The 24,913-nt window shown below is 32.6% G+C and carries 25 protein-coding genes; 15 read left to right on the plus strand and 10 right to left on the minus strand.

The window, feature by feature from the left end; genetic code table 11:
* Window positions 1-16: 16 nt before the first annotated feature.
* Genes IU405_RS10120 through IU405_RS10140 form a run of 5 tightly spaced genes read right to left on the minus strand, consistent with a single transcriptional unit; the run spans window position 17 to window position 3,975 of the window.
* The gene (locus IU405_RS10120) at window positions 17-754 is read right to left on the minus strand and encodes a nitroreductase family protein (RefSeq protein WP_197438491.1); all 738 of its coding nucleotides are present in this window, start codon (window positions 752-754) and stop codon (window positions 17-19) included.
* Window positions 755-806: 52 nt separating this feature from the next.
* Window positions 807-1,832, minus strand: a complete 1,026-nt coding sequence (locus IU405_RS10125) for an alkane 1-monooxygenase (RefSeq protein WP_197438492.1) — start codon at window positions 1,830-1,832, stop codon at window positions 807-809.
* A 31-nt stretch (window positions 1,833-1,863) separates the two neighbouring features.
* Window positions 1,864-2,550 (minus strand): RluA family pseudouridine synthase, encoded by a 687-nt coding sequence (locus tag IU405_RS10130; RefSeq protein WP_197438493.1) that lies wholly within the window; start codon window positions 2,548-2,550, stop codon window positions 1,864-1,866.
* Window positions 2,551-2,556: 6 nt separating this feature from the next.
* The gene (yihA, locus tag IU405_RS10135; protein ID WP_197438494.1) at window positions 2,557-3,168 is read right to left on the minus strand and encodes a ribosome biogenesis GTP-binding protein YihA/YsxC; all 612 of its coding nucleotides are present in this window, start codon (window positions 3,166-3,168) and stop codon (window positions 2,557-2,559) included.
* Window positions 3,169-3,210: 42 nt separating this feature from the next.
* Complete coding sequence (locus IU405_RS10140) at window positions 3,211-3,975, minus strand: alpha/beta fold hydrolase (protein WP_197438495.1); 765 nt, start codon at window positions 3,973-3,975, stop codon at window positions 3,211-3,213.
* A gap of 203 nt (window positions 3,976-4,178) precedes the next feature.
* Between IU405_RS10140 and mraZ the strand changes: the two genes are divergently transcribed.
* The 14 genes from mraZ to IU405_RS10210 all read left to right on the plus strand — a co-directional run bounded on the left by mraZ (window position 4,179) and on the right by IU405_RS10210 (window position 19,918).
* Window positions 4,179-4,646, plus strand: a complete 468-nt coding sequence (gene mraZ, locus IU405_RS10145; protein WP_197438496.1) for a division/cell wall cluster transcriptional repressor MraZ — start codon at window positions 4,179-4,181, stop codon at window positions 4,644-4,646.
* Window positions 4,633-5,532, plus strand: coding sequence for a 16S rRNA (cytosine(1402)-N(4))-methyltransferase RsmH (gene rsmH / locus IU405_RS10150; RefSeq protein ID WP_197438497.1), 900 nt, complete (start codon window positions 4,633-4,635; stop codon window positions 5,530-5,532). Before mraZ ends, rsmH begins: the two co-directional genes overlap by 14 nt.
* 3 nt (window positions 5,533-5,535) lie before the next feature.
* Entirely contained in the window at window positions 5,536-5,862 is a 327-nt protein-coding gene (locus IU405_RS10155; RefSeq protein ID WP_197438498.1) for an FtsL-like putative cell division protein, read from the plus strand.
* Window positions 5,863-5,921: 59 nt separating this feature from the next.
* Entirely contained in the window at window positions 5,922-7,886 is a 1,965-nt protein-coding gene (locus IU405_RS10160; RefSeq protein ID WP_197438698.1) for a penicillin-binding protein, read from the plus strand.
* Window positions 7,887-9,353 (plus strand): UDP-N-acetylmuramoyl-L-alanyl-D-glutamate--2,6-diaminopimelate ligase, encoded by a 1,467-nt coding sequence (locus IU405_RS10165; protein ID WP_197438499.1) that lies wholly within the window; start codon window positions 7,887-7,889, stop codon window positions 9,351-9,353. It abuts the gene before it with no gap.
* A gap of 1 nt (window position 9,354) precedes the next feature.
* Complete coding sequence (gene mraY / locus IU405_RS10170) at window positions 9,355-10,581, plus strand: phospho-N-acetylmuramoyl-pentapeptide-transferase (RefSeq protein WP_197438500.1); 1,227 nt, start codon at window positions 9,355-9,357, stop codon at window positions 10,579-10,581.
* Between the two features lies 1 nt (window position 10,582).
* Complete coding sequence (murD, locus tag IU405_RS10175) at window positions 10,583-11,917, plus strand: UDP-N-acetylmuramoyl-L-alanine--D-glutamate ligase (protein ID WP_197438501.1); 1,335 nt, start codon at window positions 10,583-10,585, stop codon at window positions 11,915-11,917.
* A gap of 35 nt (window positions 11,918-11,952) precedes the next feature.
* Window positions 11,953-13,143, plus strand: a complete 1,191-nt coding sequence (locus IU405_RS10180) for an FtsW/RodA/SpoVE family cell cycle protein (RefSeq protein WP_197438502.1) — start codon at window positions 11,953-11,955, stop codon at window positions 13,141-13,143.
* Window positions 13,130-14,221, plus strand: a complete 1,092-nt coding sequence (murG, locus tag IU405_RS10185) for an undecaprenyldiphospho-muramoylpentapeptide beta-N-acetylglucosaminyltransferase (RefSeq protein ID WP_197438503.1) — start codon at window positions 13,130-13,132, stop codon at window positions 14,219-14,221. Before IU405_RS10180 ends, murG begins: the two co-directional genes overlap by 14 nt.
* Window positions 14,218-15,570: a UDP-N-acetylmuramate--L-alanine ligase gene (murC, locus tag IU405_RS10190; protein ID WP_197438504.1), complete on the plus strand. Its 1,353-nt coding sequence runs from the start codon at window positions 14,218-14,220 to the stop codon at window positions 15,568-15,570. The genes murG and murC overlap by 4 nt, the downstream gene beginning before the upstream one ends.
* A complete protein-coding gene (locus IU405_RS10195) occupies window positions 15,560-16,285 on the plus strand; it encodes a cell division protein FtsQ/DivIB (protein WP_197438505.1) in 726 nt (241 codons plus the stop codon). Before murC ends, IU405_RS10195 begins: the two co-directional genes overlap by 11 nt.
* A 6-nt stretch (window positions 16,286-16,291) precedes the next feature.
* Window positions 16,292-17,632, plus strand: coding sequence for a cell division protein FtsA (ftsA, locus tag IU405_RS10200; protein WP_197438506.1), 1,341 nt, complete (start codon window positions 16,292-16,294; stop codon window positions 17,630-17,632).
* Window positions 17,633-17,692: 60 nt separating this feature from the next.
* The gene (gene ftsZ, locus IU405_RS10205; RefSeq protein WP_197438507.1) at window positions 17,693-19,558 is read left to right on the plus strand and encodes a cell division protein FtsZ; all 1,866 of its coding nucleotides are present in this window, start codon (window positions 17,693-17,695) and stop codon (window positions 19,556-19,558) included.
* A gap of 147 nt (window positions 19,559-19,705) precedes the next feature.
* Window positions 19,706-19,918, plus strand: a complete 213-nt coding sequence (locus IU405_RS10210; RefSeq protein WP_197438508.1) for a hypothetical protein — start codon at window positions 19,706-19,708, stop codon at window positions 19,916-19,918.
* 49 nt (window positions 19,919-19,967) lie between these two features.
* Here IU405_RS10210 and IU405_RS10215 read toward each other — a convergent pair whose 3' ends face one another.
* Complete coding sequence (locus tag IU405_RS10215; RefSeq protein WP_197438509.1) at window positions 19,968-21,155, minus strand: pyridoxal phosphate-dependent aminotransferase; 1,188 nt, start codon at window positions 21,153-21,155, stop codon at window positions 19,968-19,970.
* A gap of 23 nt (window positions 21,156-21,178) precedes the next feature.
* Window positions 21,179-22,270 carry a fatty acid desaturase family protein gene (locus tag IU405_RS10220; protein ID WP_197438510.1) on the minus strand — a complete coding sequence of 364 codons (1,092 nt, stop codon included), beginning with the start codon at window positions 22,268-22,270 and terminating at the stop codon, window positions 21,179-21,181.
* Window positions 22,271-22,385: 115 nt separating this feature from the next.
* Here IU405_RS10220 and rsmG point away from each other — a divergent pair, with 115 nt between their 5' ends.
* Window positions 22,386-23,015: a 16S rRNA (guanine(527)-N(7))-methyltransferase RsmG gene (gene rsmG, locus IU405_RS10225; protein WP_197438511.1), complete on the plus strand. Its 630-nt coding sequence runs from the start codon at window positions 22,386-22,388 to the stop codon at window positions 23,013-23,015.
* Here rsmG and IU405_RS10230 read toward each other — a convergent pair whose 3' ends face one another.
* From IU405_RS10230 to IU405_RS10240, 3 genes are all read right to left on the minus strand, one after another.
* Window positions 23,016-23,867: a DUF3667 domain-containing protein gene (locus IU405_RS10230; RefSeq protein ID WP_410896749.1), complete on the minus strand. Its 852-nt coding sequence runs from the start codon at window positions 23,865-23,867 to the stop codon at window positions 23,016-23,018.
* 68 nt (window positions 23,868-23,935) lie between these two features.
* On the minus strand, window positions 23,936-24,394 hold the full coding sequence (locus tag IU405_RS10235) for an RES family NAD+ phosphorylase (RefSeq protein WP_197438513.1): 459 nt from the start codon (window positions 24,392-24,394) through the stop codon (window positions 23,936-23,938).
* Window positions 24,394-24,909, minus strand: a complete 516-nt coding sequence (locus tag IU405_RS10240; RefSeq protein WP_197438514.1) for an antitoxin Xre/MbcA/ParS toxin-binding domain-containing protein — start codon at window positions 24,907-24,909, stop codon at window positions 24,394-24,396. Before IU405_RS10240 ends, IU405_RS10235 begins: the two co-directional genes overlap by 1 nt.
* Window positions 24,910-24,913 lie beyond the last annotated feature (4 nt).

Here is a 24,913-nt window from a genome sequence, read left to right on the forward strand (position 1 = left end):
GAAAAACCAAAAAAAATCACACCTCTTTATAAACTTCTTCAAACGGAATTCGAAAACGTTCACCATACACACCTTCTGGTTTTCTAATGCCACAAGAAACAATCATGTTTATTTCTGCGCCAAAAGGCAAACCCAACACATTTTTCACACGCCAAGTATCTGAACCTTCCATTGGACAAGTGTCATAACCCTCAGCAGCCATGGAAAGCATGAATGTTTGTGCTGCCAAACCACAGGTTTTGTGAGCTACAATTCTCATATCACTGTTGCGAACTTCTCTGTAAATAGGTCTGAAAAATCCTACAATCATAAAAAGAATGTATTTCAAAAAACCAAAAATCCCTAAAAAATCAGCATAGGTAAATGGAATGAGCTTTCCGTAATAATTTCGAGCGACTTTTTCTCTGTTGCTTTGTTCGGATTTTGGTTTGTTTGCACCAAAATTTTTGTCTAAAAATTCCAAATTTGCTTTTGCACGTTGTTTCCATAAATCTTTTCGAGTTACAAAAACGACCAGTTGTTGTGCGGTTCTAGCGGCATTTTGATTGAAACAGAAAGGCGCAATTTGGGCAATAATATCTTTGGAAGTGATGTGATAAAACTCCCACAATTGCATATTACTGCTATTTGGGGCTAAACTAGCTTGTTCTAAACATTTCCTAACTATGTTTTTATCTATCGGTTTTTCTGCGTCATAAACTCTCACAGAGCGTCTGAAAAGAATTGCTTCAGATACTGTTTTTTCTTGATTCATCCTTTATTTTATTTTTTATTCAATATTTTTTCTAATTGCTAATTGCTAATAGCTATTGGCTAATTCGTTTATTCATCACCCAAAACCACAATGGTGGAAAAATGGACAACAACATCATCCCAGGATAACCTGTTGGCATTTGTGGACTTTCGGGCAAACTTTTCAACAATTGATAATGTTTGCTGCCATTGTAATGATGGTCTGAATGACGAGATAAATTGAATAATAATAGTTGTCCAATTTGATGATCAGAATTCCAAGAATGATTTCTTTTTACCTTTTCATACCTGCCATGTTCATTTTTGGTTCTCAATAAACCATAATGTTCAATATAATTCACGGTTTCTAACAAAATAATTCCTGATACTGCAGCAGCAATAAAGTATAGCAAGACAAATTTTCCGAAGAAAATGAAAATCAAACTCAGGAAAATGAGATTGCAAATCGTATAAATTACCATTCTGTTTTGTGGATGCAACCAATGACGATTTTCTTGACGCATTCTGTTGTTTTCCAGTTTCCATGCTTGTGCATAACTTGAAAAATGAGAGCGAATCCAAAAAGTATATAAAAGTTCGTTTTTTCTTGCAGTTGCAGCATCTTCAGGAGTGGCAACATTGTAATGATGACCTCCATTGTGATAGGGTAAAAAGTGAGTATTGAGTGATGTTAATAATAAAATTTCACCAATAAATTCGTCAAAACGATTGTTTCTATGCCCCAATTCATGCCCAACATTAATGCCTAAAACACCACACATGATGCCCATTCCAAAAATTCTTCCAACCAATTCAGACGTAGTTAATGGCTCTTGAACTGCGTTGAAAAACAGCCATAAAAAAACAATTTGTATGGGTAATGTTAGATATAAAAGATAGGTATACAGTTTGTTTTCTTTTTCAATTTCCTCTTCTTCTTTGCTGAAATTATTGCTATTTGGGCTGATAAAAAACTCCAAAAGAGGAACAAATCCAAAAAAAACAATAGCTGGTAAATGTGTCATCCATCCATAATTGGTAAATGAAATCCAAACTACGACTGGTAAAATCAACACTGAAAAATATTTTAATGCCTTCATAATCTTTAAAAAATGATTCTAAAGATACAGATTAGTTGCATTCATTCCAAATTGCATCAGTTGGAGTTGGTGCAATCAATGAAATCAATTCTTTGGAAACAGGATGTTCAAATTCAATTTTTCGTGCATGCAAATGAATACTTGCGTCTTTATTAGATCTTGGAAAACCATATTTTAAATCGCCTTTGATAGGAAATCCAATGGCAGCTAACTGCGAACGAATTTGATGATGTCTGCCAGTTTCCAAATCAATTTCCAACAAAGAATAATTGTCTAATTTTTTCAATAATTGATAATGTAAAATGGCTTTTTTTGAACCTTCCACTTCTTTATTGTAAACGGCTGCTTTATTGTTAGTGGGATTTTTTTTCAAATAATGAACTAAGGAGTCTTTCTCTTTTTCAGGATGATTTTTGACAATTGCCCAATAGGTTTTTTTGATTTTTTTATCGCGCAACATTTTGTTCAATCGCTCTAAAGATTTGGATGTTTTTGCAAAAATAATCACGCCAGATGTTGGTCTATCCAAACGATGCACCACACCCAAAAAAACATTGCCTTCTTTCTGATATTTGTCTTTCAAATATGTTTTGACAACTTCACTCAAAGGAATATCACCCGTTTTGTCACCTTGAGTAATATCTCCAGCTCTTTTATTGACAATGATGATGTGATTGTCTTCAAAAAGCACTGAAAGGTTATCTTTGGTAGAATGCATTTTCGCTTATTTTGACTCTTTTTCCATGTTTTTATTGATACTGTCAATAAAATCTAGAAATTCTTTTCTGCCCAATCCAGTTTCAGAAGAAGTTATAAACGAAGTTGGCAAAGGTTCCCAAGTATTCAGTAATTCTTTTTTATAGGAAGTAAGTTGCTTGTCAAGTTTGGTGCTACTTAACTTGTCCGATTTTGTAAAAACAATGCAAAAAGGCACTTGAATTTCTCCTAGAAATTGCATGAATTCCAAGTCGATTTTTTGAGGATCATGTCTGGAATCAATCAAGACAAAAGTACAAACCAATTGCTCTCTTTCTCTAAAGTAATTTTCAATAAAATATTGAAAAATAGTCCGCTTTTTCTTGGAAGTTTGCGCATAACCATAGCCTGGTAAATCTACCAAAAACCATTCATCATTGATTTTAAAATGATTGATTAATTGCGTTTTCCCTGGTTTTCCTGATGTTTTTGCCAAGTCTTTACGCTCCATAAGCATGTTTATCAAAGAAGATTTCCCAACATTGGAACGCCCAATAAAAGCGTATTCGGGAATTCGTTCTTTAGGAGCATTGATGACATTGCTGTTGCTCATCACAAATTCAGCAGATTTTATTTTCAAAACGGGAAGTTTTAGGTTACTTTTTTTATTACAAAAAAGTAATTATATGTTTTTAACTTTTAGCCAATCATGGAGAAACGTATTGAATTCTTCAGGTTTTTCCATCATGGCAGCATGACCACATTCGTCAATCCAAAATAATTCGGCATCAGGTAATAATTTTTGAAAATCAATGGCAACTTCAGGTGGAGTAACGGCATCTTGTTTTCCCCAAATAATGCAAGTTGGCTGTTTCATTTCAGGCAAATCATTGGCCATGTTGTGACGAATAGCACTTTTTGCAATTGCTAAGGTTTTTAAAACGGTATTTCTGTTGTTTACAATTGCATAAACACCATCAACCATTTCTTTGGTAGCAACCTCAGGATTGTAGAAAACAGCTCTTGCTTTTTGCTCAATATATTCATAGTTTCCTCTTTTAGGAAAACTGTCACCCATTGCTTTTTCATACAAACCAGAACTTCCTGTAAGCACTAAAGCGGTTACTTTTCCTTTGTAATGTTTGGTAAAATAAAGTGCAATGTGACCACCTAAAGAGTTTCCTAAAAGAATGGCTTTGTCAATTTTTTTGTGAGCCATAAAATCTTTTAAAAACAGTGCTAAATTTTTCACATTCGTCTTTAAAAGCGGAAGAGAGTATAAAGGTAATTCAGGTATCAAAACCTTATAACCACTGTTTGAAAAATAATTAAAAGTAGCTTCAAAATTACTTAAAGCACCCATTAATCCGTGTAAAACAATGATTGCAGGTCCCTCTCCAGCTTCTGCATATGTAAACTTTCCTTCAGTTTTTAACTTGTCAGTCATTGAGTTTAGTTTGGTTTCACTTTTCGCAAATGTAGGTTTTTTTTATTACATAGAAAGTCTTTTTGCATTTCACTAATCAAGGTTTTTAACAAGGTAAAAATACCCCAAAATAAAGGGTATTTTAATTATTTATTAACAATGTGGTAAAAAGTGGTAAAAAGTGGTAAAATTTATCTATTTTTGATGTTAAATTATTTTTTTACGTGATACATTTTACAGGAACATATGAATGCAAGGCAGAAGCTAAAGGAAGAGTGATGATTTCATCCGCTTTCAAAAAGCAATTAATGCCGTTTTCTGAAGATGGTTTTGTAATCAAAAGAGCTGTTTTTCAGCCTTGTTTGGAATTGTACACGATGAATGAATGGAATTTGATGATGGAAAAAATCAGCAAATTGAATCGATTTGTGAAAAAAAATAACGATTTCATCCGAAGATTTACTGCAGGCGTTAAAGTTGTAGAAATGGATGCTACAGGTCGAATTTTGATTCCGAAAGAATTGTGTGATTTTGCCAATATTAAGAAAGATGTGGTAATGGCGTCTTCAATTAATATAATTGAGATTTGGGATAAAAATAACTATGAAAAAGCCATTGATGAAGCTGCAAATAATTTTGCTGATTTGGCTGAGGAAGTAATGGGAAATACAATTTCAGATGAGTTATCATAATCCAGTTTTATTGCACGAAAGCGTCAATGCTTTAGCTATCAAAAAAGACGGCATTTATGTAGATCTTACTTTTGGTGGAGGTGGACATTCTAGAGAGATTTTGAATCAATTGGGTGTAAACGGAAAATTAGTTGCTTTTGATCAAGATGCAGATGCGTTGCAAAACAAGATTGATGATGAGCGTTTTGTATTGATTGCAGAAAATTTCAGATTCATTTCGCGCTATTTACGATTTTATGGTATTAAAAAAGTAGATGGAATTTTGGCAGATTTAGGAGTCTCATCTCATCAATTTGATGAAGCGTCAAGAGGTTTTTCAACTCGTTTTGATGGTGAATTGGACATGAGAATGAATCAGAAATCGAAAATATCTGCAAAACATATCATCAATAAATATCCTGAAGAGAAACTTTCTGAAATATTGTTTTTGTATGGCGAATTGAGAAATGCGAAAAGCATCGCAAAAACCATTGTAGAAGAGCGTCAAAAGGAAAAAATTGATACCAGTTTTCAATTAAAAAAAGTGCTGGAAAAGTATTTGCCAAAAGCAAAAGAACATAAAATATTGGCGCAAATCTATCAAGCTTTTCGAATTGAAGTGAATGAAGAATTGGAGGCATTGAAAGAATTATTGATTCAGACTCCTAATTTACTGAATGAAAACGGACGTTTAAGCATCATTTCTTATCATTCTTTAGAGGATAGATTGGTCAAAAGATTTATAAGTACAGGCTTGTTTACAGGAGAATTGGAAAAAGATATTTTTGGAAACACTAATGAGCCATTGAAAAAAGTGGGAAAATTAATTGTTCCTTCATTCGCTGAGATCAAGCAAAATAATAGAGCAAGAAGTGCGAAATTGAGAATTGCAACCTTGAAAAAGTAAAACATGGAAACCAAAAGAAAAAATATTTACGATTTTCTACGTGGAAGTTTTTTGACAGATGAGTCTTCTTTCAAAAATTGGCGCATCATCATTTTTGTGGTTGTGTTGTTATTAATTATGATTTCAAGTGCACATAGTATTGATAAAAAAGGAATTAAAATTTCTGAACTCAATAAAAAGAAACGAGAATTAAGGGCAGAACATATTGATATAGGAACCATTTTAATGCGAACAAAAATGGAATCAACAATCAGGGAAAAAGCGATAAAAATTGGTTTAAAGCCTTCAGAAACTCCTCCAAAAAAAATAAAAATAACAGTTAAAAAATAAAACCATTGGCAACTCAGAAAAAAAATATCATACAGAAGGTCCTTATTGTAGGGGCTTTTATGACTGTTTTTTTTATTGCGATCATTATTCAACTTATTGATATACAGTATTTTCAAGCAAAAAAATACAAATCTTTAGCCACTGAATTGACGATAAGACAAGATACAGTGTATGCCAATAAAGGAAATGTGTATGCTGCTGACGGAAATTTATTGGCAACTTCTATGTCAAAATTTACTATAAGAATGGATGTTGTTGCAGTTGATGACAAAGATTTTAGTGAAAATGTTGTTGCCTTGGCAAATGAGCTTTCAAAAATGCTAGGAAAACCTTCCTCATATTATTTATCAAAATTGAAATCTGCCAAAAAAACCAATAATCGCTATTTGTTATTGGCTAGAAATGTGGGTTATACTGATTATTTGAAAATGAAGGAATTTCCAATTTTCAAACTAGGAGTTTATAAAGGTGGTTTTATTGCTGAGCACAAAACAGTTCGTGCACATCCCATTGGAAAAATTGCAGAAAGAACTATTGGTTATGACGATTTCAGAGGTGAATCAGGCATTGAAGGTGCATTTGCAGATTATATGCAAGGGGAAAATGGCTTGCGTTGGAAACAAAAAATTGCTAAAAATCAATGGAAACCAATTTCGGATGTCAACGAAAAAGAGCCAATTGATGGTCATGATATCATCACAACAATTGATGTGAATATTCAAGATATTACGCATCATGCGTTGTTGCGTCAATTGGAATATTTCAATGCAGAACATGGTTGTGCAGTGGTTATGGAAACTAAAACTGGCGAAATTAAGGCCATTTCAAATTTAGGAAGATCTGACGAAGGCACGTATTTTGAAAAACGGAATTATGCTATTTGGGAAAGTCATGAACCTGGTTCAACGTTCAAATTAGCAAGTTTGATGGTGGCATTGGAAGACAAAGCAATTGATACATCAACTGTAGTTGATACTGATGGTGGAATTATGTTTATTCATGGTTCAAAGGTGGAAGATTCTAGAAAAGGGGGTTATGGAAAAATCTCTGCAGCAAGAGTTTTTGAAGTTTCTTCAAATGTTGGAATTGTGAAACTCATCAGACAGCATTATGACAATACTCCAGAGAAATTTTATGAGAAAATCGAACAATTTGGTTTTACAAAACCTATTGGTTTTCAAATAAAAGGGGAAGGAATGCCTTATATTCCAAATCCAAAAGATAAAAATCGTTGGAATAAAATATCATTAGAATGGATGTCTTGGGGTTATGGAATTTCGGTAACACCCATGCAAACATTGATGTTTTACAATGCTGTTGCAAATAATGGAGTGATGGTAAAGCCTCGTTTTGTAAAGGAATTGCGAAGACAAGATAAAACAGTTAAAAAGTTTACGACTGAAATTGTGAATCCAAAAATTGCCTCTGATGAAACACTGAAAAAAGTCAGAAAAGTGATGGAAAATGTTGTTTTCAAAGGAACTGCAACAAATATTTATTCGCCCAATTTTTCCATGGCTGGAAAAACAGGAACCGCAAAAAAATACGTTTCAGCCCACATAAATGAAAATGGAGAAAAAATTCCTGGTCAGTATTCAAGCGAACGTTATGTAGCGTCATTTGTAGGATTTTTTCCTGCGGATAATCCAAAATATACTTGTATTGTCATTGTTCATGATCCAGAAAAACGAAAAGGATATTATGGATCAACGGTTGCTGCACCAATTTTTAAAGAAATAGCTCAAAAAATATATACTTCCACACCCATTGATTTTCAATCTGTGGATGATTCAGTAAAATTTGCTTCTATAGAGAATGATTTTAAGAATTATGAAAAATTACTTCAAAAAGAGCAAGATTCAGTTCCAAATGTCATTGGTATGTCAGGAATGGATGCAGTTTCATTGTTAGAAAACAAAGGATATAAAGTAAAAGTTTCTGGAATTGGGAAAGTGAAAAATCAATCTTTTTCAAAAGAAGATAAATCAGCAAAAGAAAGTACCATCATTTTAAAATTACTGTAGTTGAAAAATGTGAGAGACATATTATATAAAGTTGCCATCCAAGAAGTTTTTGGAGTGACTGATTTGTCTATAAATCAGCTGGTTTTTGATTCAAGAAATGTATCAAAAAATGATGTCTTCATTGCTATAAAAGGTGTTTCAGTGGATGGTCATTTGTATATTGACAAAGCCATTTCTTTGGGTGCAATTACTATAATTTGCGAAGATTTTCCATCAGAAAAAAAAGATACTATTACTTATATAAAAGTCGCAGATTCTCAAGTTGCTTTGGCAATCATGGCTGCGAATTTTTACGAAAACCCATCTTCAAAGCTTTCCTTGGTTGGCGTTACAGGAACCAATGGAAAAACAACCATTGCATCACTTTTATATCAATTATTTAAAAAAGCAGGCTATAAAGTTGGGTTGATTTCAACCGTAAAAATTCTGGTTGATGAAACTGAATTCAAAGCAACACATACCACACCAGATTCATTAACCATCAATTATTATTTGGATATGATGATTGATAAAGGAGTTGATTTTTGTTTTATGGAAGTGAGTTCGCATGGAATTCATCAAAAAAGAACAGAAGGTTTGACCTTTGCTGGTGGCATTTTTTCAAATCTTTCTCATGATCATTTGGATTATCACAAAACATTTGCAGCATATAGAGATGTGAAAAAATCATTTTTTGACAATTTACCATCAAATGCCTTTGTATTGACAAATGCTGATGATAAAAATGGATTGGTCATGTTACAAAATACGAAGGCAATAAAAAAAACCTATGCATTAAAAACAACTGCTGATTTTAAAGCAAAAATACTAGAAAAACAATTTTCAGGAACGTTGATTACTATTAATGGGACTGAAGTTTGGACAAAATTGATTGGCGAATTTAACGTCTATAATTTGTTGGCAATCGCAGGAACAGCTGAATTATTGGGACTAGAAAAAATGGAAATTTTGACGATTTTGAGTCAATTAGAAAGCGTAAGTGGTCGTTTTCAATATGTAGTTTCTGAGAACCAAGTAATTGCAATTGTTGATTATGCGCACACTCCAGATGCTTTAAAAAATGTGTTGGAAACCATCAATGATATCAGAACTGGAAACGAAAAAGTGATTACTGTTGTTGGTTGTGGAGGAGATAGAGATGCTGCAAAAAGACCCAAAATGGCACACATTGCTTCACAATTAAGTTCGCAAGTAATTTTTACTGCAGACAATCCAAGAAGCGAAAATCCACAAACAATTATTGATGAAATGGAAGCTGGAGTTGCTGCTGAAAATTACAAAAAAACACTTTCCATTTTGGATAGAAAACAAGCTATCAAAACTGCTTGTACAATATCTTCACAAGGAGATATTATTTTAATTGCAGGAAAAGGACACGAAAATTATCAGGAAATTAATGGAATTCGAAGTCATTTTGATGATTTGGAAGAAGTAACCAATTGTTTTAATCAACTAAAAAAGAACTAATATGCTGTATTATTTTTTCCAATATTTAGACAGTCAATTCAACTTTCCAGGTGCAGGAGTTTTTCAATTCATCACTTTTAGAGCGGCAGCTGCTTTTATATTATCCTTATTGATTTCGGCAATTTACGGAAAAAGAATCATCAACTTTTTGAGAAAACAACAAGTTGGAGAAACCATTAGAGATTTAGGCTTAGAAGGTCAACAACAAAAATCAGGAACGCCAACAATGGGTGGAATCATCATCATTTTGGCAACATTAATTCCCGCAATTTTATTGGCAAAATTGGATAATACTTATGTGATTTTGCTACTAGTAACCACACTTTGGATGGGTTTTATTGGTTTTATAGACGATTATATTAAAGTATTTAAAAAAAATAAAGAAGGATTAAAAGGAAAATTCAAAGTTTTAGGACAAGTTGGTTTGGGCCTTTTTGTTGGGTATGTTTTGTATTTTAATGAGAACATTACCATCAAAGAAAAACTACCTATTTCACAGCAAATTGAAGATGAAAATGGTAAAAGAATTGTTTTTGGAGATGCACACAAATCTACAAAAACCACTTTACCATTCCTTAAAAATAATGAGTTAGATTATGCAGAAGCATTCCGTTTTTTGGGAGATGGATTTGAAAAATATGGTTGGATTATTTTCATTTTCGTAACTGTTTTTATTGTTACAGGAATTTCTAATGGAGCCAATTTAACTGATGGAATTGATGGTTTAGCAGCAGGTACTTCAGCGATTATTGTGGTTACTTTAGCCGTCTTTGCATGGGTTTCTGGTAACATCATTTTTGCGGATTATTTAGACGTAATGTACATTCCAAATTCTGGAGAAATGACCGTTTTTATCCTCGCTTTTGCAGGAGCTTTGATTGGATTTTTATGGTATAATACCTATCCAGCACAAGTTTTTATGGGCGATACAGGTAGTTTAACCATTGGTGGAATCATTGCTGTAATTGCCATTGCTGTGCGTAAAGAATTGTTGCTTCCGATTTTAGCAGGCATTTTTGTGATTGAAAATGTATCAGTGATTTTACAAGTTTCATGGTTCAAATACACAAAGAAAAAGTTTGGTGAAGGAAGACGAATTTTCAAAATGTCGCCATTACATCATCATTATCAAAAGCTGCAATATCATGAAAGTAAGATTGTAGTACGCTTTTGGATTGTTGGAATTTTATTAGCTGTTTTATCCATTGTAACATTAAAATTGAGGTAATTTGGAAAGGCTTGTTGTTTTAGGTGGAGGAGAAAGTGGCGTTGGAACGGCTATTTTAGGAAAACAAAAAGGGTTTGATGTTTTTGTTTCTGATAGTAAAAGTATTTCAGAAAAATACAAACAAGTTCTGATACATCATGAAATAGATTTTGAGGAAAATCAACACACAGAAGCTGCTATTTTGAATGCGAATGTGGTTATGAAAAGTCCAGGAATTCCTGAAAAGGTACACATAGTTAAAAAATTATTGGAAATGAAAATTCCCGTGATTTCTGAAATTGAATTTGCAGGGCAATTTACAAACGCAACTATTGTAGGGATTACAGGTTCAAATGGCAAAACTACAACCACTATGTTGACATATCATATCCTGAAAAATGCAGGATTGAATGTTGGAATGGGAGGCAATATTGGAAAAAGTTTTGCCCAATTAGTTGCAGATGAAAGTTATGAAAATTATGTGTTGGAGTTGAGTAGTTTTCAGTTGGATGGCGTTGAAAAATTCAATAGTCATATCGCTATTTTAACCAATATTACTCCTGATCATTTAGATAGGTATGATTATGATTTTAATAAGTATATCGCCTCTAAATTTAAGATTACAAAAAATCAAACAGCAAATGATTATTTGATTTATGATGCTGACAATGAAGCTATCAATCAATGGCTGCAAACCAATACAACAAAAGCAACTTTGGTTCCTTTTTCCATCGAAAAAGAACTTGAGTTTGGCGCTTTTTTAAAAGAGAATATACTAACAACCAATATACAAAAAGAACAATTTACTATGCCATTAACAGGGTTAACATTGAAAGGAAAACACAATACAAAAAATGCGATGGCTGCAACTTTAGCAGCACAATTATTGAAAGTTAGAAAAGATTTTATCAAAGAAAGTTTAGAAAACTTTGAAGGTGCTGAACATCGATTGGAATTTGTGGCGAAAATCAATGGAGTTGAATATATCAATGATTCAAAAGCTACGAATGTAAATGCCACTTTTTATGCGTTGGAATGTATGGACAACACCACAATTTGGATTGTTGGAGGTGTAGATAAAGGAAATGATTACAACGATTTGTTGCCTTTGGTTCGCGAAAAAGTGAAAGCAATTGTTTGTTTAGGAATTGATAATGAAAAAATTAAAGACACTTTTGGAAGCGTTGTTGATATCATTGTGGAAACTGCTGGTGCTGAAGAAGCTGTAAAAGTGGCTCAAAAATTATCAGAAAAAGGGGATGTTGTTTTGTTATCGCCAGCTTGCGCTAGTTTTGATTTGTTCGAAAATTATGAAGACAGAGGTCGTCAGTTTAAAAATGCAGTAAAAAACCTGTAATAAATATAATTATTTTAAAAACCACAAACTAAAAAGTGAAAACCATTTTAAAGCACATACAAGGAGATAAAGCGATTTGGGCAATTGTCGCAGTTTTGGCAATTTGCTCTTTCATGCCTGTGTATAGTGCAAGTACAAATTTGGTGTATGTAGTTGGAACAGGTGGTTCAACTTTTGGATATTTGTTAAAACACATGATGTTATTGCTCATGGGTTTTGCCATTATTTACGGAATTCATAAAATTCCTTACAGATATTTTTCTGGAGGTTCTTTGTTGATGTTGCCAATCATAATTTTATTATTAATTTTCACATTGTCTCAAGGAACAACCATTGGAGGTGCCAATGCTAGTAGATGGATTCGAATTCCATTTGTTGGAATTGGTTTTCAAACGTCTACACTGGCTGGATTAGTTTTAATGGTGTATGTAGCAAGGTATTTAGCGAAAAATAAAGAAAAAGTAATTAGCTTAAAAGAGAGTTTATTAACACTTTGGTTGCCAATTGCCCTTGTTTTATTATTGATTTTACCCGCAAATTTCTCCACAACAGCCATCATTTTTGTGATGATTTTAATGCTTTGTTTTGTGGGTGGATATCCCATTAAATATTTGGGATTGATTCTTGGAATTGGAATTGTTGCATTGGTATTTTTTATTTTGATAGCCAAAGCATTTCCAGATGCAATGCCCAATAGAGTGCAAACTTGGCAAAGCAGAATTGAAAATTTTTCTGATGACAATGCAAAAGATGCTTATCAAGTAGAAAAAGCGAAAATCGCCATTGCAACAGGAGGTTTAGTGGGTGTTGGCCCTGGAAAAAGTGTTCAAAAAAACTTTTTACCACAATCTACTTCCGATTTTATTTTTGCCATTATTGCTGAAGAATATGGGTTGATTGGCAGTGTTTTCATTCTGTTTATTTACTTTTTGCTGCTCTTCAGAATTTTTATTGTAGCCAAAAAAACCAAAACTATTTTTGGGTCTTTATTAGTTATTGGGGTAGGAATCCCAATTATTTTTCAAGCATGCATCAACATGGCTGTTGCCACCAATTTATTCCCAGTTACAGGACAAACATTACCATTAATCAGTAGTGGAGGTACATCTATTTGGATGACTTGTTTTGCACTTGGAATGATTTTAAGCGTAAGTGCTTCAAAAGAAGAAACAGAAGAAGATATTTTAGAAGATAACCCTTTAGATATTTTACATGAAACCGTATAATATTTTAATTTCTGGTGGAGGAACAGGAGGTCACATTTATCCTGCTATTGCGATTGCAAATGAGATAAAAGTGCGTTTTCCAGATGCAAAATTTCTTTTTGTGGGAGCTAAAGACAAAATGGAAATGGAAAAAATTCCGCAAGCAGGTTTTGAAATCAAAGGGTTGTGGATTTCCGGAATTCAGAGAAAACAGTTAGCTAGCAATCTGTCATTTCCTTTCAAATTGATGAGTAGTTTATGGAGAGCAAAAAGAATTATTGATACATTTCAACCAGATATTGCTATTGGAACAGGTGGTTTTGCAAGCGGACCAACATTAATCATGGCAAACAGAAAAGGAATCCCAACATTGATTCAAGAGCAAAATTCTTTTCCTGGAATTACCAATAAATATTTGGCAAAAAAAGCAACAAAAATTTGTGTGGCATATGACAATTTAGAGCGTTTTTTCCCATCTGAAAAAATCATAAAAACAGGAAATCCTGTGCGTCAAGATTTGTTGACGATTCATACCAAAGTGAAAGAGTCCCAAGAATTCTTTCAGCTAGAAACATCAAAAAAAACAATTTTGGTTTTGGGAGGAAGTTTGGGTGCGAGAAAAATGAATCAATTGGTTGAAACACATCTTGAATTTTTCAAAAAAATGGATGTGCAGCTAATTTGGCAATGTGGTAAGTTGTATTTTGAGGAATTTAAAAAATACAATTCTCTTGACAATGTGCAAGTGCATCTGTTTATCAACAGAATGGATTTGGCATACGCGTCTGCAAATATTATTATTTCAAGAGCGGGAGCAAGTTCCGTTTCTGAATTGTGCATTGTAGGAAAACCAGTTATTTTCATTCCATCACCCAATGTTTCTGAAGATCATCAAACAAAAAATGCGAAAGCAATTGTTGATAAACATGGAGCTATCATGTTAAAAGAAGAAGAGCTAGATACGTTTCCAATCGTGTTTGAAACCTTATTAAAAGATAAGGGAAAGCAAGAACATTTATCCGAAAATATTAAAGAATTGGCATTGCCAACTGCCACAACTGATATTGTAAACGAAATTGAAAAACTATTAAAAAAGTGAATATAAGCAGCATACATAACGTTTTCTTTGTAGGAATTGGAGGTATTGGCATGAGTGCTATTGCCAGATATTTTGTGGCTCTTGGAAAAAATGTTGCTGGATATGACAAAACGCCTTCTCCAATCACCAATGATTTGAGCGATTTGGGAGTTCAAATTCATTTTGATGATGACATTAAAAACATTCCAATTTCATTTTTAGACATAGAAAAAACCTTGGTCATTTTCACACCTGCAATTCCAAAAAACCATTCAGAATTGATCTATTTCAAAGAAAATAATTTCAATTTGTTAAAGCGAGCTCAGGTGTTAGGAATGATTTCAAAAAACACTTTTTGTTTGGCGGTTGCAGGAACGCATGGAAAAACAACTACTTCTGCAATTTTAGGTCATATCATGACAAAAGTGAATGCAACGTCTTTTTTAGGTGGAATTTCAGAAAATTACAACTCTAATTTGTTGTTGGGTGAAGACAAAGTTTGTGTGGTTGAAGCAGATGAATTTGACAGATCTTTCTTGCAATTGCATCCAAATATTGCCTGCATTACTTCAATGGATGCTGATCATTTAGATATTTACAAAGAAGCTGCTGCATTGCAAGAATCCTTTGTAGCATTTTCTCAACAAGTATCTGAAACGTTGATTGTTGCAAAAGGGTTGCCTTTAAAAGGATTGACGTATGCAGTAAATGAAGATGCTGATTATAGAGCTTTTAATCTAAAAATTGACAGTGGAAAATACATTTTTGATGTAAAAACTCCTGTTTCAGAAATAAAAAATATTGAATTTCATTTACCCGGAAAACACAATGTGATGAATGCTTTAGCAGCTTTGGCGATGGCTGATGTCTATGGAATTTCTCTGGAAGAAATCAAAGAAAGTTTATCGACTTTTAAAGGTGTTCAAAGAAGATTTACTTATAAAATTAAAACCAACGATTTTGTGTTGATTGATGATTATGCACATCATCCAACAGAAATTGCCGCTGTTCAAAATGCCATTAGAGAAATGTATCCAAACGAAAAAGTGTTGGTCGTTTTTCAACCACATTTATTTTCAAGAACTAGAGATTTTATTGATGATTTTGCGAATGAACTCTCAAAATTTGACGAAGTATTATTGCTAGATATTTATCCTGCAAGAGAATTGCCAATTCCAGGAGTTGATGCGAATTGGTTGTTGAGTAAAATCAACAATTCATCCAAAAAAATGACTCAAAAAAGTACGCTTTTACAGGATATTGAAAAATCCTCGGCAAAAGTAGTAGCGATGTTAGGTGCAGGAGATATTGGTGTAATGATTACCGAAATTACCAGTCAACTTTTAAAAAAGAACAAATATGAAATTTAAAAAGTTTTTAAAATACATCTTGTTTTTTTGCTTGTTGATAAGTGTTGGATTTTTGTACAGTTTTTCATCTGCAAGAAATCTTGAAAAAAAAGTGACGAAAATAGACGTCAATATCGAAGCAGGAATGAGTAAGTTTTTAAATCACTCAATGGTTAATAAATTGTTAATACAAAAAAATGAAAGTGTAAAAAACCTACCAAAATCCGTGATAAATTTATACGGTTTAGAAAGTAAGATTTCCAAAAACCCTTATGTAGAGAAGGCTGTTGTTTTTTTAACAATCCAAGGAACGTTAAAAACGATGGTTAAACAGCGCACACCAATTGTAAGAATTATACAAGATGAGGATGTATACTATGTTGATAAACAAGGTGTAAAGGTTCCATTATCAGAGAATTATTCTGCAAGAGTTTTGCTAGTTTCTGGGGTAAAAAATGATGCTGAAATTAAAGAAATAATGCCTTTGATTTCGGTGGTTTTAGCCGATAATTTTCTAGAAAAAGAGATTGTTGGAGTAGAAAAATTACACAATGGTGACGTGCAATTGGCGGTAAGAAGTGGCGATTATAAAATTGATTTTGGAGCAATCTCCGAAATCGAACCAAAATTTAGGAAGTTAAAAGCGTTTTATAACAATACATTTAGTGATAAAACGATTCAGAATTATAAGTTAATAAATGTAAAATATCACAACCAAGTTGTGTGCACAAAATAAATCAAGATGGGAAACAATAAAATAGCTGTTGGTTTAGACATTGGTACTACCAAAATTGTTGCCATGATTGGTCGTAAAAATGAATACGGCAAAATAGAAGTTGTTGGCACTGGAAAGGCGAAAAGTTTGGGCGTAAAAAGAGGCGTTGTTAGCAATATTACCCAAACAATTCAATCCATTCAACAAGCTGTTGAAGAGGCTGAAAGCGTTTCTGGAATTAAAATTGAAAATGTAGTTGTTGGAATTGCTGGTCAACACATTCGTAGTTTGCAACACAGTGATTATATCACTAGAACCAATGCTGATGAAGTGATTGATGATAACGATATTGAAAATTTGGTAAATCAAGTGCATAAATTGGTGATGTTGCCCGGAGAAGAAATTATCCATGTGTTGCCTCAAGAATTTAAGGTGGACTCTCAAGCAGATATTAAAGAGCCAAGAGGGATGTATGGTGGCCGTTTGGAAGCAAATTTTCATGTGGTTGTTGGGCAAGTTTCATCCATCAGAAATATTGGAAGATGTGTGAAAAGTGCTGGATTGGATTTGAATCAAATCACTTTAGAGCCTTTAGCTTCAGCCTCTGCCGTGTTGAGTCAAGAAGAAAAAGAAGCAGGAGTTGCTTTGATTGATATTGGTGGTGGAACAACAGATTTGGCCATTTTTAAAGACGGAATTATACGTCACACAGCAGTAATTCCTTTTGGAGGAAATGTAATTACTGATGATATCAAAGAAGGATGTTCAATCATTGAAAAACAAGCAGAATTATTGAAAATTAAATTTGGTTCAGCTTGGCCAGGTGAAAATAAAGAAACAGAAATCGTGTCAATTCCGGGATTGAGAGGTAGAGAAGCAAAAGAAATTACGCTTAAAAATCTTTCTAAAATTATCCATGCTAGAGTTCAAGAAATCATTGAATATGTGTACACAGAAATCAAAGATTATGGTCATGAAACTCAAAAAGGAAAATTGATTGCAGGAATTGTCTTGACAGGTGGAGGTGCTCAGTTGAAACATTTAAGACAATTGGTAGAATATATCACAGGAATGGATGTGAGAATTGGCTATCCAAATGAGCATTTGGCTGGCGATTCTGAAGATGCGTTGTCAAGTCCTGCATATGCAACCGCAGTTGGGTTATTGATTGAAGGATTGAAACACGAAGAAAAAGGAGAGCAAATTACTCAGGAATCAATTCCCGAAATTGCCCCTGAAACAAAAACTGCAACAATTGAGAAATTAGAAAATGCTCCAAAAGTTGTTGAAAACCCAAAACCAAAAATGAAATCATTTCTTGAGAAATTTACAGATCGTTTCAAAGATTTTTTAGATAACGCAGAGTAATTTTTTAAGAAAAAGTATAAAAATCAAAAATTAATAAAAACCTAAAATAGATACGTTATTATGAGCGCAGAATTTGATAACATTTTATTTGACATGCCAAAAACACAATCAAACACCATTAAAGTAATTGGTGTTGGTGGTGGTGGAAGCAATGCAGTAAATCACATGTTTACCCAAAACATCAAAGGTGTTGATTTTGTAATCTGTAATACAGATGCACAAGCCCTTGAAATCAGTCCAGTTCCTAACAAAATTCAATTGGGTGCCAACTTAACTTCTGGGTTAGGTGCAGGTGCAAATCCTGAAATTGGAGAACAGGCAGCAAAAGAAAGTATTCAAGAAATTCAGCAAATGTTAAATACTCAGACTAAAATGGTATTTATCACAGCAGGAATGGGAGGTGGAACAGGAACAGGTGCTGCACCAATCATCGCAAAAATTGCGAAAGATATGGATATTCTGACTGTAGGAATTGTAACTATGCCATTTCAGTTTGAGGGAAGAATGCGCTCAAATCAAGCTCAAATTGGAATTGATCAATTACGAAAAAACGTAGATTCTTTGATTGTTATCAATAATAACAAATTGCGTGAAGTGTATGGAAATTTGGGCTTTAAAGCAGGATTTTCTAAAGCTGATGAAGTATTATCAACCGCATCAAGAGGAATTGCTGAAGTAATTACACATCACTACAAGCAAAACATTGATTTACACGATGCAAAAACAGTACTTTCAAATAGCGGAACTGCCATCATGGGTTCAGCAAAAGAAGAAGGTAAAAACAGAGCCAAAAATGCGATTGTAAAAGCGTTAGATTCTCCTTTATTGAATGATAATAAAATTACTGGTGCTAAAAATGTATTGTTATTAATCGTATCAGGAACCTCTGAAGTTACGTTGGATGAAATCGGAGAAATCAACGAATTTATCCAAACAGAAGCTGGTTATGATGCGAATATTATCATGGGTATTGGAGAGGATGATGAATTAGGAGAAGCTATTTCATTGACAGTTGTTGCAACAGGTTTTGCGCTTGACCAACAAAGTTCAATTACGAATACTGAAGCAAAAAAAATCATTCATACTTTGGAAGATGAGCAAAAAGCAACCTATAATTTTGGTGAAAAAACGCTCACAAAAGCACCTTCTTTAAACGAACCAGTTTCAGCTTTAAATGAACAAAAAGTAACGTATGTGTTGGATGAAACTGAAGATGAATTGCCAAAATTGGACTTGATTCCTACTTCTAACATCATAGCAGAAATTCCAGTTGTTTATGAAGAAATCGCCTTAGAATTTATCTCTGATGATGATTTTTTCATCACAGAAGCACCTAAAAAGGAAGTGATTTCAGAGTTTAAAGAGGATGAAATTTCACAAGAGTTAATTTTTGAATTTCCGTTGAATTCTTTTACTGAAGTTAAAGCAGAAAGAGAAATTCCAAAAGCTGAATTCACTAGAAATATCAATGAAATTGAAGTTTTTGGTGCTCAAGAAATTACTTTTAAAAGACATATTTTAGAGGATTTTGATGCAAAACCAACCATTGCTAAAAGTTCAAATATCATCACTAAAAAAGAAGTAGAAGAGGATGCTTTTGGTTTTACACTTAAAACAGCTAAGCAATCTGAAATCAACCAAATTGAAACAGATAGTGAAGAGATTTCTCCTTTGAGTTTTACAATTGCAGAATTGGCAAAAAGAGCAGATGAGAGAAGAAGTACTATGAAAAGTTTCAATCATAAATTCAATGAAAAATATAATAAAAACGTTGACGAAATAGAGCGTGAACCTGCTTTTTTAAGAAACGGTGTTGATGTGGGAAGAAATTCATCCATCAGTAAAACAGAGCCTATTTTAAAAAAAGAATCTGAAGATTTAAATTTCAAATCAAATAATTCTTTTTTACACGATAATGTAGATTAATTTTCCCAATCAAATTTAATTTTTAAAATCACATCAAACTAAGATGTGATTTTTTTTTGTTCAATATTAATAGATTGTCAAAAGAGGTTTTTGTAACAAATTATTTTAGTTGTCGTCTAAATTTGAAATCAATCAATAAATTATATCATGAAATCAACACATTTATCACCCATAGAAAGAGGTATTTTAACATCTTCATATAAAAAAGAAATTAGAGACAATATCAGAAATATGAAAGCTGATTCTTTGTCAAAAATTAAAGAATCAATTGTAAATCAGTATACAAATTCGTTGAACAATACCATCGAAATTTTACGAGTTTCTTTCATTATGGCTGCAATTATTATTTTAGTGGCATAAAAAAATCTCATAGTTTCCTATGAGATTTTTTAAGGTGAGTCTGTAAATTTTAACTAACAGCTGCTTTAATTCTTTTTAAGGCTTCTCTAATTTGGCTTTCCGAGGCTGCATAAGAAATTCGTATGCAATTTGCAGCTCCAAAAGCTTCACCACTAACTGTGGCAACGTTCGCTTTTTCTAATAAAAACATTGAGAAATCTCCTGCGTTATTGATGGAAAATCCATCAATTGTTTTTCCAAAAAATGCTGAAACATCAGGAAAAACATAAAATGCTCCATCAGGAATATTTACTTTAAAACCTGGAATTTCATTCAATAAATCAACAATGATATTTCTTCGAGTTTTAAACTCTTTTACCATGAATTGAATTTTTTCAATAGGTGCTAAAACAGCAGTAATGGCAGCTCTTTGTGCAATACAATTTGTGCCAGAAGTGATTTGTCCTTGCATTTTAGTACATGCTTTTGCAATCCATTCAGGAGCGCCAAGATACCCAATTCTCCAACCTGTCATGGCGAATGCTTTTGCCAAACCATTTACAGTAATAGTTCTCTCATACATGCTTTCAATTGCTGCAAAACTAAATGGTTTTACATCATAATTGATGTGCTCATAAATTTCATCTGACAATATAAAAATTCTTGGATATTTTTCTAAAACTTCAGCAAATGCTCTGTATTCTGCTTCTGTATAAATTGTTCCACTTGGATTGTTAGGTGAATTAAAAAACACCATTTTAGTTTTTGGAGTAATAGCAGCTTCTAATTGCTCAGGTGTGATTTTGAAATTTGTTTCAATTGTTGAAGGAATTTCGATAGAAGTAGCTTCGCACAAAGTAGCAATTGCTGAGTAACTTACCCAATATGGTGCAGGTAAAATTACTTCATCACCAGGATTTAATAATACTTGAGCTACGTTTGCAATGGATTGTTTTGCACCCGTTGAAACTACAATTTGACTTGGTTTGTAAGTCAAGTCATTGTCACGTTTAAATTTTGTGCAAATTGCTTCTTTCAATTCTACATAACCATCAACTGGTGAGTAAGAATTGTAATTTTGATGGATGGCTTCAATAGCTGCATCTTTTATAAAATCGGGAGTGTTAAAGTCTGGTTCTCCTAAACTTAACCCGATGATATCTTTTCCTTCTGCTCTTAATTCTCTTGCTTTAGCAGCCATGGCTAATGTTTCAGAGACAGGTAAACTGTTGATTCTGTCCGATAATGGATGTGACATTTTTCTAAAAAACTTTAATTTGATTATGCTAATTCTGGATTTTTCCCTAAAACTCCTAAGTGTCTAAAATGCTCAATAATGGCTTTGCGAGTAGTTTCGTATTCATTATAAGGCAAATTAAATTCTTTGGCAGTTTCTTTGACAATTTTAGCCAATTTGTCATAATGAACATGAGAAATATGTGGAAAAATATGATGTTCAACTTGATGATTTAATCCTCCAGTATAGAAATTTACCACCCAATTACTAGGCGCAAAGTTAGAAGTGGTGTATAATTGATGGACTGCCCAAGTGTGCTCTAAATTTCCATTTTCATCAGGAATTGGCATGGTTGTAGTTGGAACGATATGTGCCAACTGAAAAACCAAACTTAAAATCATTCCTGCAGTGTAATGCATCACGAAAAAACCTATCAAAACTTTCCACCAAGCAATGTCTAAAACTGCGATTGGCAACACAATCCAAAGTGAATAATAAATCAATTTTGAAATTACCAATTTTGTCCATTCAGTTGCAGGATTTGGAAAATCTCCGTAAGAAAGTTTGCGTTTTAAGTAATTGTGCATTTGCTTAATATCAGTAGTAATTGCCCAATTGATGGTCAACAATCCATATAAAAAAATGGAATAGTATTTTTGAATTTGATGAATTTTCAACCACTTTGAGTGTTGAGAAAAACGGATAATTCTTCCAGCATCAATATCTTCATCATGGTCTTTTACGTTCGTAAAGGTGTGATGTAACACATTGTGTTGCACTTTCCAATTATATACGTTTCCAGCCAAAATATAGATGCTACTTCCCATCAATTTATTGACCCATTTTTTACTTGAAAAAGATTCGTGATTGCTGTCATGCATCACATTCATGCCTACTCCAGCCATTCCAATTCCGGTAATAATCACAAGAACAATCATCATCCATTGTGACATTGAAACTGTTAAAATAAGAATGAAAGGAACCAAAAAAAGCGAAAACATGATGATTGCTTTGCTATATAATTTCCAGTTTCCTGTTTTTTTAAGGTTGTTTTCTTTGAAATAATCGTTTACTCGTTTGTTAAGAGTTTTAAAGAATTTTGCGTTGTCTACTCTTGAAAAGTTTATGGTACTCATTAAAAAAATTTAAGTTACAAAAATAAGGTTTTTGAAATATCTATGACTAATAAACGAACAAATTTCTTAGGAATTGTTTTTAAATATTAACTATTTTTGCTTACCAAACTTTTTTATGGAAATCATTCAAAAATATTTTACGGATTTAACTGATAATCAGCGTAATCAGTTTCAAAAATTGCAAGAGTTGTACCAAGATTGGAATTTGAAAATCAATGTGGTTTCTCGAAAAGACATTGATGAGTTGTATTTGCGTCACGTATTGCATTCGCTAGGAATTGCAAAAGTAATTCAATTTCAACCCAATACAAAGGTAATGGATGTGGGAACTGGAGGCGGTTTTCCTGGAATTCCGTTAGCGATTTTATTTCCAGAAACCCATTTTCATTTGGTAGATGCTATTGGGAAAAAAATAAAAGTGGTCAATGAAGTTGTGGAAGGTTTGGAGTTGAAGAACGTAAAAACTTCCAATTGCAGAGTGGAAGAAGTGAAAGATACTTATGATTTTATAGTGAGTAGAGCAGTAGCCCAAATGGAAACTTTTGTGCATTGGACAAAAGGAAAAATTGCAAAAAAGCAAAACCATGAACTTAAAAATGGTATTTTATATTTAAAAGGAGGAGATTTAACGGAAGAATTACAAAAATATACTACAGCTACGATTTACGATTTAACCAATTATTTTGACGAACCTTTTTTTGAAACTAAAAAAGTGGTGCATTTGGGAATAAAATTTAAAGGGTAATTAAATTTTAATAATTCCAAAATAAGCGAGTGCTATCCCTACAATAAAAGCAATAATCATAATAATTATAAAGATAGTTATCAATCCCAATAAAAACCGGAACAATTTTAAAATATTCTTACCCAAAGATAGTTGGTAAAGTTTTCCAAAAGCAAACATGTAAAAAACAATGTAAAGAAAAATACTATACATGTAAATAATTGGATGAATTGCTAAAGCCAAAAAAAATAAAATCAATGAAAGGAAAATGGTAAATCCAAAAAAATAGGCATTGATGATCACATGTTCCCCAAAATTGTGTGGTTTCCAGAATGTCCATTTGCTGAATATTGCATAGATTACAATAAATAAAAAGGACAATAAATTATAATAACGAAGCATAAAATTCAACATCCCGTCTTGAAAGTTTAATTGCATTTGCGCAATTTTTTTCTCAGTTTCTATTTTTTGTATTTCTTTTTTTGAAAGTCCATCAAATTTAGAAATGTCTATGGAAGCTTTTTTCTTAAACTCTGCATTTTGGCTTGCATACATTTCTGAATTTACTTTTTTAAAATCATCTTTAAAGTGATTAAAAACCAATAAAGAAATGGCTGCACCCACTGCCAAAAAAGCAAAAGGATTCATGTATCGATTGCGAATGCCACTTAAAAATTCATCCACAACTTTGTGAGGTTCACGTGCAACTTTTCTTAGGGTTAAAAAGAATTTACTATCAAATCCAAAAACATTTATAAAAAACTCAACAAGTAAAACTTTAAAAGTAATTCTTCTAGTTACCACTTTTGCACCACAATTGCTGCAAAAATGTGCCTCAATTTCCAAAGGATGATTACAATTTTTACAATTCATAACAACTAAAAAGAATAATAAGTTAATTGAATCGTAAATATAAAAAATGTTTTGATGTAAAGTGCATCCTATTTAAAAATCCTTTTATCAAAGGGAAAATCAGTAGTTTGTATGATTTTTATTTTTTTAAAATCTTTATGATAAGGATTCAATAAGTAATTAAAATCTTCTTTTACCACTGCTGAAGGAACTTTTAAGATGCAATATTTCATGGAGTCAATAAACGAATCTCCTATCTTTTGAGTTCCAATTGTTGGGGGATGTTGATTCCAATTCTCAGCAAGTTCACTGATTTTTAATTTATCAATTTTTATAGTGTCAGGAATATCAATTGTCATCATTACAAAATCGCTTGGCAAGGTTGCCAATGAAACATGCACTAAGATTTCAGACATTGCTAAAGCCCTGCTTTCAGAAGTATAAATGATTTCAGTGCCTTTGGAATTCCATCTATTTCCAGACTTTGAAGCACCTTTTCCATTCAATTCTTCTGCATATTTATTTTTAGACAATCTAAAAACTTTCATTAAGCAAAAATCCCTTGATCAATACTATTCAATTCATTCATTACCAATTCTTTCCCATAAGAATCTCTTAAAAGTTCTGCGGGTTTTAAATTTCCCAACGCAAAAGAAGGCGTATTTAACCAAAGGTAAAACTGCTCTTGAGAATCAAAAACTTCTAGACCAAAATTGGTAACTTCTGCCAATTCAATAATTTTTTCAGTATGAATGGGTTTGAAGAGATAGTTTTCAATTTGGCTATTTCGTTGCAATGTTTTTTTGGAAATATTCAAATAATCTGCCCAATCATCTTCAGTAAATGGGGTAATATCTTTTATTTTGAGGAATAAATCAAAGGGCAATCCTTTTCTAATAATATTGATGATGTTCATTTTATCATCAAAAAAATCAACATCATTGCTATTTTTTATGCTTGTTTTAAAGTAGGTAGCTGTATCTATTTTTTGAGCATACATACTCATTGCTTCTTGAACGATATTGAAATCTGTTTTTGATATTTTTTGATTTTCGTAATTCATAACA

The sequence above is a fragment of the Polaribacter sp. BAL334 genome (genome assembly GCF_015767435.1).
Classification (GTDB): Bacteria; Bacteroidota; Bacteroidia; order Flavobacteriales; family Flavobacteriaceae; genus Polaribacter.

Excerpts from the sequence above, each read along its gene's own strand:
- rsmH (WP_197438497.1), top strand. The coding sequence starts at position 4,633 with ATGAGTTATCATAATCCAGTTTTATTGCACGAAAGCGTCAATGCTTTA.
- murG (WP_197438503.1), top strand. The coding sequence starts at position 13,130 with ATGAAACCGTATAATATTTTAATTTCTGGTGGAGGAACAGGAGGTCAC.
- mraY (WP_197438500.1), top strand. The coding sequence starts at position 9,355 with ATGCTGTATTATTTTTTCCAATATTTAGACAGTCAATTCAACTTTCCA.
- IU405_RS10215 (WP_197438509.1), bottom strand. The coding sequence starts at position 21,155 with ATGTCACATCCATTATCGGACAGAATCAACAGTTTACCTGTCTCTGAA.
- IU405_RS10235 (WP_197438513.1), bottom strand. The coding sequence starts at position 24,394 with ATGAAAGTTTTTAGATTGTCTAAAAATAAATATGCAGAAGAATTGAAT.
- IU405_RS10120 (WP_197438491.1), bottom strand. The coding sequence starts at position 754 with ATGAATCAAGAAAAAACAGTATCTGAAGCAATTCTTTTCAGACGCTCT.
- ftsA (WP_197438506.1), top strand. The coding sequence starts at position 16,292 with ATGGGAAACAATAAAATAGCTGTTGGTTTAGACATTGGTACTACCAAA.
- IU405_RS10230 (WP_410896749.1), bottom strand. The coding sequence starts at position 23,867 with ATGAATTGTAAAAATTGTAATCATCCTTTGGAAATTGAGGCACATTTT.
- IU405_RS10220 (WP_197438510.1), bottom strand. The coding sequence starts at position 22,270 with ATGAGTACCATAAACTTTTCAAGAGTAGACAACGCAAAATTCTTTAAA.
- IU405_RS10160 (WP_197438698.1), top strand. The coding sequence starts at position 5,922 with ATGACTGTTTTTTTTATTGCGATCATTATTCAACTTATTGATATACAG.
- IU405_RS10210 (WP_197438508.1), top strand. The coding sequence starts at position 19,706 with ATGAAATCAACACATTTATCACCCATAGAAAGAGGTATTTTAACATCT.
- IU405_RS10130 (WP_197438493.1), bottom strand. The coding sequence starts at position 2,550 with ATGCATTCTACCAAAGATAACCTTTCAGTGCTTTTTGAAGACAATCAC.
- IU405_RS10240 (WP_197438514.1), bottom strand. The coding sequence starts at position 24,909 with ATGAATTACGAAAATCAAAAAATATCAAAAACAGATTTCAATATCGTT.
- IU405_RS10140 (WP_197438495.1), bottom strand. The coding sequence starts at position 3,975 with ATGACTGACAAGTTAAAAACTGAAGGAAAGTTTACATATGCAGAAGCT.
- IU405_RS10155 (WP_197438498.1), top strand. The coding sequence starts at position 5,536 with ATGGAAACCAAAAGAAAAAATATTTACGATTTTCTACGTGGAAGTTTT.
- rsmG (WP_197438511.1), top strand. The coding sequence starts at position 22,386 with ATGGAAATCATTCAAAAATATTTTACGGATTTAACTGATAATCAGCGT.
- IU405_RS10125 (WP_197438492.1), bottom strand. The coding sequence starts at position 1,832 with ATGAAGGCATTAAAATATTTTTCAGTGTTGATTTTACCAGTCGTAGTT.
- ftsZ (WP_197438507.1), top strand. The coding sequence starts at position 17,693 with ATGAGCGCAGAATTTGATAACATTTTATTTGACATGCCAAAAACACAA.
- IU405_RS10195 (WP_197438505.1), top strand. The coding sequence starts at position 15,560 with ATGAAATTTAAAAAGTTTTTAAAATACATCTTGTTTTTTTGCTTGTTG.